General features: G+C 46.6%; 8 protein-coding genes and 1 tRNA gene. 7 read left to right on the top strand and 2 right to left on the bottom strand.

The window, feature by feature from the left end; all coding sequences use genetic code 11:
• Positions 1 to 370: 370 nt before the first annotated feature.
• A tRNA-Ser gene (locus tag QUB06_RS33765) sits at positions 371 to 455 on the bottom strand.
• Positions 456 to 669: 214 nt separating this feature from the next.
• On the opposite strand from QUB06_RS33765, the gene QUB06_RS33760 reads away from it, so the two are divergent.
• Positions 670 to 1038: a 2Fe-2S iron-sulfur cluster-binding protein gene (locus QUB06_RS33760; RefSeq protein ID WP_333439110.1), complete on the top strand. Its 369-nt coding sequence runs from the start codon at positions 670 to 672 to the stop codon at positions 1036 to 1038.
• Between the two features lie 34 nt (positions 1039 to 1072).
• Positions 1073 to 1588: a thermonuclease family protein gene (locus tag QUB06_RS33755; protein ID WP_333439108.1), complete on the top strand. Its 516-nt coding sequence runs from the start codon at positions 1073 to 1075 to the stop codon at positions 1586 to 1588.
• A gap of 84 nt (positions 1589 to 1672) precedes the next feature.
• Here the strand turns inward: QUB06_RS33755 and QUB06_RS33750 are convergent, their stop codons facing one another.
• The gene (locus tag QUB06_RS33750; protein ID WP_333439106.1) at positions 1673 to 1804 is read right to left on the bottom strand and encodes a hypothetical protein; all 132 of its coding nucleotides are present in this window, start codon (positions 1802 to 1804) and stop codon (positions 1673 to 1675) included.
• On the opposite strand from QUB06_RS33750, the gene QUB06_RS33745 reads away from it, so the two are divergent.
• From QUB06_RS33745 to QUB06_RS33725, 5 genes are all read left to right on the top strand, one after another.
• Positions 1790 to 2605: an inositol monophosphatase family protein gene (locus QUB06_RS33745; protein ID WP_333439104.1), complete on the top strand. Its 816-nt coding sequence runs from the start codon at positions 1790 to 1792 to the stop codon at positions 2603 to 2605. The two genes, QUB06_RS33750 and QUB06_RS33745, sit on opposite strands and share 15 nt — an antisense overlap.
• A gap of 101 nt (positions 2606 to 2706) precedes the next feature.
• Positions 2707 to 3606, top strand: coding sequence for a tetratricopeptide repeat protein (locus QUB06_RS33740; RefSeq protein WP_333439102.1), 900 nt, complete (start codon positions 2707 to 2709; stop codon positions 3604 to 3606).
• Between the two features lie 470 nt (positions 3607 to 4076).
• Entirely contained in the window at positions 4077 to 5312 is a 1236-nt protein-coding gene (locus QUB06_RS33735) for an ATP phosphoribosyltransferase regulatory subunit (RefSeq protein WP_333439100.1), read from the top strand.
• Between the two features lie 144 nt (positions 5313 to 5456).
• Positions 5457 to 5684, top strand: a complete 228-nt coding sequence (locus QUB06_RS33730; protein WP_006635695.1) for an indolepyruvate ferredoxin oxidoreductase subunit alpha — start codon at positions 5457 to 5459, stop codon at positions 5682 to 5684.
• 181 nt (positions 5685 to 5865) lie between these two features.
• A complete protein-coding gene (locus QUB06_RS33725; protein ID WP_333439099.1) occupies positions 5866 to 6216 on the top strand; it encodes a hypothetical protein in 351 nt (116 codons plus the stop codon).
• The last annotated feature ends 59 nt before the right edge of the window (positions 6217 to 6275 follow it).

The raw sequence follows: 6275 nt of genomic DNA, 5'->3' as shown, positions 1-6275 counted from the left end.
CTGATACCCGTTAGTAGACGTTCCCTCTTTATCAATGCACTATTTGGTTATTTTGTCAATGCGTAAGTCCTATAAAATTTAAAATCTAAAATTCCCAGACTGACATTCAAACAGCAATTGAGCCAGCAGAAAGCGACGCTTTGCTGCAAACGGTGGCGATTGGTGTAGGTCACTATGGTTTTCTACTATTGGCATCATATCGGGGCGTTTATTCTCGGCGCGATCGCCCTAATTGACACTCAAACATTGAAAAGCGAGATCCCTTGATTTTTCTAAAAGAATTCAAGGGATCTCGCTCTAATCAAAATATTTATCTCATATCAGAGATTTTGTTTGCAAGCTGTTTTTTTTGCCTAAACAGCTTGTTTAACGGAGAGGGAGGGATTCGAACCCTCGTTAAGTTGCCCTAAACACACTTTCCAGGCGTGCGCCTTCAACCGCTCGGCCACCTCTCCAGGGCTAAATTCATTCATTTAGCCACAGCTAAACTATCTTAGCAGAACAAATCTGATTTGGGAAGGGGTAACGGCATAAATTTGCTGTTTAATATGGGTAGGGTGTGAAACAGGCAGGCTTGGGTTCTCCTCTCTGGGTCGCAAACCCATTCATTTCAAGGATCTTGCCCCGCCAACCCCAATCTAAAATCTAAAATCTAAAATCTAAAATTCCATGACTAACTCTTACACAATTAAAATTCATAACAGACAGACAGGCGATCGCCACACCGTGCGAGTACCCGAAGACCGCTACATCCTCCAAAGCGCGGAAAACCAAGGAGTAGAATTGCCCTTTTCCTGTCGCAACGGCGCTTGTACCGCCTGTGCGGTGCGCGTCCATTCGGGGGAACTGCACCAGCCAGAAGCAATGGGGCTTTCTGTGGAACTGCAAAAAGAAGGTTATGCCCTGCTGTGCGTCAGCTATCCCCGTTCCAACATTGAGGTAGAGACACAAGACGAAGACGAAGTGTACGAACTGCAATTCGGCCGTTACTTCGGCAAAGGTAAAGTTAAAGCCGGTTTGCCGTTGGATGAAGAGTGAGGCAACTTGATAAATTATCAACTACCAATTATCCATGCTTTATCGGTTATGTGCGATCGCCCTTTGTCTGTTGTTAGCTAGCTGCCAAAAACCAGAAATGCCCCAAGGTACGATCGCCAAAGTAGAAAGGGCCATCAGCGGCCAAACAATCGAAGTTATCAGTACAGCCGACAAAATAGCCTTATTAGAACAAATCAGGCTGATTGGTATTGATGCACCGGATTTAAAACAGCAGCCTTGGGGAGAAGCAGCCAAACAAAGACTAGAACAGCTAACTAGGGGAAAACAGGTATTGTTAGAATCCGACATCGAACAGAAAGACCAGTTCGATCGCAAACTAGCCTACTTGTGGCAAGATAAAAATTTGCTCAACGAACAGCTAGTCAAAGAAGGTTATGCCCTGGCCTCAGTGCGATCGCCCAACACCAAATACCAGCAGCGACTCGTGAACGCTCAAGAATGGGCGAGACTCATGGGTAAAGGCCTGTGGAATCCAGAACGAGCTTTGCGCCAAACTCCCGCAGAATTTCGCCAGCAAAATCGGAAATAGTCAGTAGTCATTAGTCATTAGTCCTTAGTCATTAGTCATTAGTCATTAGTCCTTAGTCAATGAATAAAAACTCCTCAGTTATAACTAACAACTAATGAGCAATGATTTCATTCTTCCCTCTTCCCTCTTCCTTCTTCCTTCTTCCTTCTTCCTTCTTCCTTCTTCCTTCTTCCTTCTTCCTTCCGTTATAACAACTAACAAATGACTGACAATCAACTGCAAAACTTCTTAGAAATAGCCACTGAAGCAGCCCTAGCCGCCGGTTCCGTCCTGAAATCTTTCTGCGGAAAATTAGAAAAAATTCAAGAAAAAGGCCGATCGGGCGATTTAGTCACAGAAGCCGACAAAGCCTCAGAAGCGGTTATCTTAGAAATTCTGAGTCGCCACGTACCTGACCACGCCATCCTCGCCGAAGAATCCGGCAAATTAGGAGATGCCAGCAGCAAATACCTGTGGGCGATCGACCCTTTGGACGGCACAACAAATTATGCTCACCAATATCCTTTTTGGGCCGTGTCGATCGGACTTTTAATCGACGGCATACCACAAATTGGAGTAATTTACGACCCTTTTCATAATGAATTGTTTCGGGCAGGCAAAGGATTGGGAGCAACCTGCAACCGTTCGCCGATCGAAGTTTCCCAAATCTCAGAATTGAGAACCAGCTTGCTAGTCACTGGCTTTGCATACGATCGGCGCGAAACAGCAGACAATAACTATGCCGAATTCTGTCACCTCACCCACCTCACCCAAGGCGTGCGGCGCAGCGGTTCCGCATCCCTAGACCTCGCACACCTGGCGATGGGGCGATCGGACGGATACTGGGAACGGGGACTGGCCCCTTGGGACGTAGCAGCAGGTGTAGTAATCGTCTCCGAAGCCGGAGGTCAAATTACAGCTTATGACGGTAGTGCCTTTGAGATGAACTCGGGTCGGATTTTGGCCACAAACGGCAAAATACACGCCGAACTCAGCAGCGCACTGCTAGCAGTTCCTCCCTTATCTTCTTGGAAGTAGCGCCTCCCAGCAATAGATCGGGGGTAGTACGGGGGTCACAACCCCTTGACTCAAGCTACATTAAAGAATAGTGAAAAGCCAGGAAAGGAAGAGTAAAAGTTATGTCTTTTGAAATGACAAAAGGGCTGTTCAAGTACGACTTTACAGATCAGCACGCAATTTTGGGAATTCCCTTAGACGCCGAGTTTAACGACATCCGCAAGCGCTACATGAAAATCGCCCGCCGGTTGCATTCGGATACTTGCTCTTTTGAAAGCCAAGCCGATAAAGATTGGGCTAACCAATTTTTGTCAAAAGTAGTCAATCCGGCTTACAACAAATTTTCCAAGGAAAGCGATCGCAAAGAATACAGCCTGCTATTAGCAGCCATCGCCAAGCGCGTCGCGAAAGAACAGGCGAAAATGCAAATTGAAAGCGAAGCAGCCAAACAGTTAGTTACCGCTAAAGATTGGGAAGAAGCTTACAAAACAGCAGTTAGCAAACTCGCTCTCAAGCAGTACGAATCAGTTAAGGAAACGCAAGAGGCGATTAATCAAATTAGCGAACTTAACATGGTTTATTTGCTGCGAAAAGAGCGCCAAGGCATTGCAACCCCGCCACCACCCCCAACCCCAACCCCAACCCCAACTCCAACCCCAACCCCAACCCCAACCCCAACCCCAACCCCAACCCCAACAGACTCGCAGACCGAAGCCTATTGCCGCCGAGCTCAAGGATTCATGGACAGCAAAAGTTACGCCAAAGCAATTTTAGAGTTGAAAGAAGCGGTGAAACGCGATCCGAAACACAGCCATGCCCACGCTTTGTTAGCAATGTGTTACCTTGAACAAAATCAAGCCACAATGGCAAAAATTGAGATGAACAAAGCTTTGGCATCAAATCCTGAAGAACCGACGGCTTTGGAAGTTAAGAAAAAGCTGGAACAAGCTGCCGCAAAGGCAAAAAAAGGTGACGAGAAACCAGGATTTTTTGCAAGTTTGTTTGGCGGGAAGAAGAAGTGAGAAGTTGTGATGTGTGAGTCTTGAATTTTGAGAAAATGGTGAACTGCACAGCAGTGGAGTGAGATCGATCAAAACAATCAAGACTTGGTGAGATCAAATCCGGTGACATCGAAATTATACCGTCAGTGCGATCGTCCCGCGAGATCGGGTGATCTAGAAAGAGCGGGACGATCGCACTGACGGGGAAAATGATTCCCATGCAAACCAAAACGCTATCACGCCTTCATTTGTTAAAGTCGAAGATTAAGCTTGCCTGCTTCGACTTTAACACCGTCCCCTAAAGCTAAGCTTATAGGCCCCACCTAAAATCTAAAATCTAAAATCTAAAATCTAAAATCTAAAATTGATATGACACCTTAATTTGTTAAAGTCAAATGTTAAGCTTGCCTCGTTAGACTTTAACACCGTCCATAAAGCTAAGCTTCTAAGCCCAATCTAAAATCTTCTAAAGTCTAAAATCTAAAATTGATATGGTTCACCAACCCCCATCCGGTGCAAGAGATTTATTGCCCCTTGACGTTGCTCAAAAAATTTCGATCGAACGGCGCTTACAGCAGGTTTTTCACCGCTGGGGCTACCACCGGATTATTACCTCTACTCTAGAAAGGCTGGAGACATTGATGGCTGGGGGCGCGATCGACCGATCGACCTTAATTCAACTGCAAGACGCCGAGGATGGAGAACTTGGTTTGCGGCCGGAATTGACAGCATCCATCGCCCGGGCGGCTGCAATGCGGATGGCGGGGACTCGCTGGCAGCCTCAGCGCCTCTACTACAACGCCAACGTGTTCCGCAAAGGCCCAGATACTGGCTCAGGCGGGCAACAGGAGTTCTATCAAGCTGGCGTAGAGCTCCTCGGCGCGGGGGGGACGGTTGCGGATGCAGAAGTGCTGCTGCTGCTGTCTGAGTGCTTGCAGAGCTTGGAAATTGATGAGTGGCATTTGGTTTTGGGAGAAGCGGGCTTGACTGCAAGATTGCTAGAACCGTTTCCGCCAAACGTGCGCCAGAAAGTTCGGGGGGCGATCGCCAATCTCGATCGAATTGCCTTGGAAACTTTGCCGCTGTCAACCGAATTGCGAGAAAGAGCTCTGCTGTTATTTGACTTGCGCGGCCGCCCAGAAGAGGTGTTGCCAATTGTTGCCAAGCTGGATTTAGATTTGCCGCAGCAAGCCGCGTTAAATAATCTCAAATCTGCGATCGAATTGCTGCACCAATGCCAGTCAAAAATTCCCAATCTAAAATCCCACATTCACCTCGATTTGAGTTTAATTCAAACCTTTGACTACTACACTGGAATTGTGTTTGAAGTTGTCAGCAGCAGCAAGACAGGACAGCGAGTTTTAGGACAAGGGGGACGCTACGACCAACTGTTGGGACTGTTCGATCCGCAAGGGCAAAATTCCCCTGGCATCGGGTTTTGTCTGAATATTGAAGATTTGCACCAAGTGTTGCTGACAGAGGGGCAATTGCCCAGCCAGACGCCAGCTAGCGACTGGTTGGTTGTGCCTCAAACTCCTGAAGCTAGTGCAGCCGCGTTTGCTTACGCTCGCAAACTCCGAGACTCTACTCACCTAGTTCGGGTGGAAATAGATTTGGAGAGTCGGGAGACAGCAGAGTCGGCGCGGGAATACGCGCGCGATCGACGAATTGCTCAAATTGCTTGGGTAAATGCCGAAGGATTGCCCACAATTGAAACGGTAAATTAGGCTAATTGGTAATTGGTAATTAGTAGTTGGTAATTGGTTAAAAATCACCCGATATGATATTATGTATCCTGCTGATTGATAGAAGGTTTTGCCAATTGCTAATTGCTAATTCCCTATCTACCTAAAATGTTTTGAGAGAACACTATGGCACACACTATTGTTACGAATATTTGCGAGGGAATTGCGGATTGCGTTGGCGCTTGTCCGGTTGCTTGTATTCATCCCGGCCCCGGCAAAAATGTCAAGGGTACTGATTGGTTTTGGATTGATTTTGATACCTGCATTGACTGTGGCATCTGCTTGCAGGTGTGTCCGGTCGAAGGTGCGATCGTTCCAGATGAGCGGCCTGAGTTGCAGCAAACTCCCTCTTAATTGCAACTTGATTGCAATTGAGGGCTAGATAGCTACCTTAACTAAGGGGTAAGGTGCGCGCCAAGAGCGCACCCTACAGTAACTTTTTTATGAACCGCAGAGGGCGCAGAGGACACAGAGAAGAAGGGTGAGAAATATTTGAAAAATCTAACTTTTAGATATCTAAGTGAGGTAATTAATTATGTTACTTTTAGATCCAAAAACTCTCGAACCGGCTACCGAACAACGCATTATTTTATATGATGTGAGTTGGGAGCAATACGAGCAGCTTTCTGATATGTTTGTCGATGAATTCCCCAGGATGACTTACTTGGAAGGAACGTTAGAAATTATCATGACGACTTCGCCAGAACACGAAAGGCTCAAAAAAATTATTGCCAGGTTGATAGAAACCTATGCGGTTGAAAGGCTAATTAATCTCAACGGTTACGGAAGTGCTACATTTCGCCGCGAAGCTGTGAGACGGGGTGCCCAAGCAGATGAGTGTTACTGTTTAGGTTTACTTGCAGAAGTCCAGGGTAAGAGCATCTAATTTGGTATAAGGTGTACTTGAAAGATTACTTTTATTATGGTATGAGGCAGATGACAATA

It is taken from the genome of Microcoleus sp. D2_18a_D3, from assembly GCF_036702455.1.
Lineage (GTDB): Bacteria > Cyanobacteriota > Cyanobacteriia > Cyanobacteriales > Microcoleaceae > Microcoleus.
This window is presented reverse-complemented; position numbering and strand designations above follow the sequence as displayed.

What these genes read in the sequence shown, in the direction of transcription:
- QUB06_RS33735 (WP_333439100.1), top strand. Translation starts at nt 4,077, where the DNA reads ATGGTTCACCAACCCCCATCCGGTGCAAGAGATTTATTGCCCCTTGAC.
- QUB06_RS33740 (WP_333439102.1), top strand. Translation starts at nt 2,707, where the DNA reads ATGTCTTTTGAAATGACAAAAGGGCTGTTCAAGTACGACTTTACAGAT.
- QUB06_RS33730 (WP_006635695.1), top strand. Translation starts at nt 5,457, where the DNA reads ATGGCACACACTATTGTTACGAATATTTGCGAGGGAATTGCGGATTGC.
- QUB06_RS33745 (WP_333439104.1), top strand. Translation starts at nt 1,790, where the DNA reads ATGACTGACAATCAACTGCAAAACTTCTTAGAAATAGCCACTGAAGCA.
- QUB06_RS33725 (WP_333439099.1), top strand. Translation starts at nt 5,866, where the DNA reads ATGTTACTTTTAGATCCAAAAACTCTCGAACCGGCTACCGAACAACGC.
- QUB06_RS33760 (WP_333439110.1), top strand. Translation starts at nt 670, where the DNA reads ATGACTAACTCTTACACAATTAAAATTCATAACAGACAGACAGGCGAT.
- QUB06_RS33755 (WP_333439108.1), top strand. Translation starts at nt 1,073, where the DNA reads ATGCTTTATCGGTTATGTGCGATCGCCCTTTGTCTGTTGTTAGCTAGC.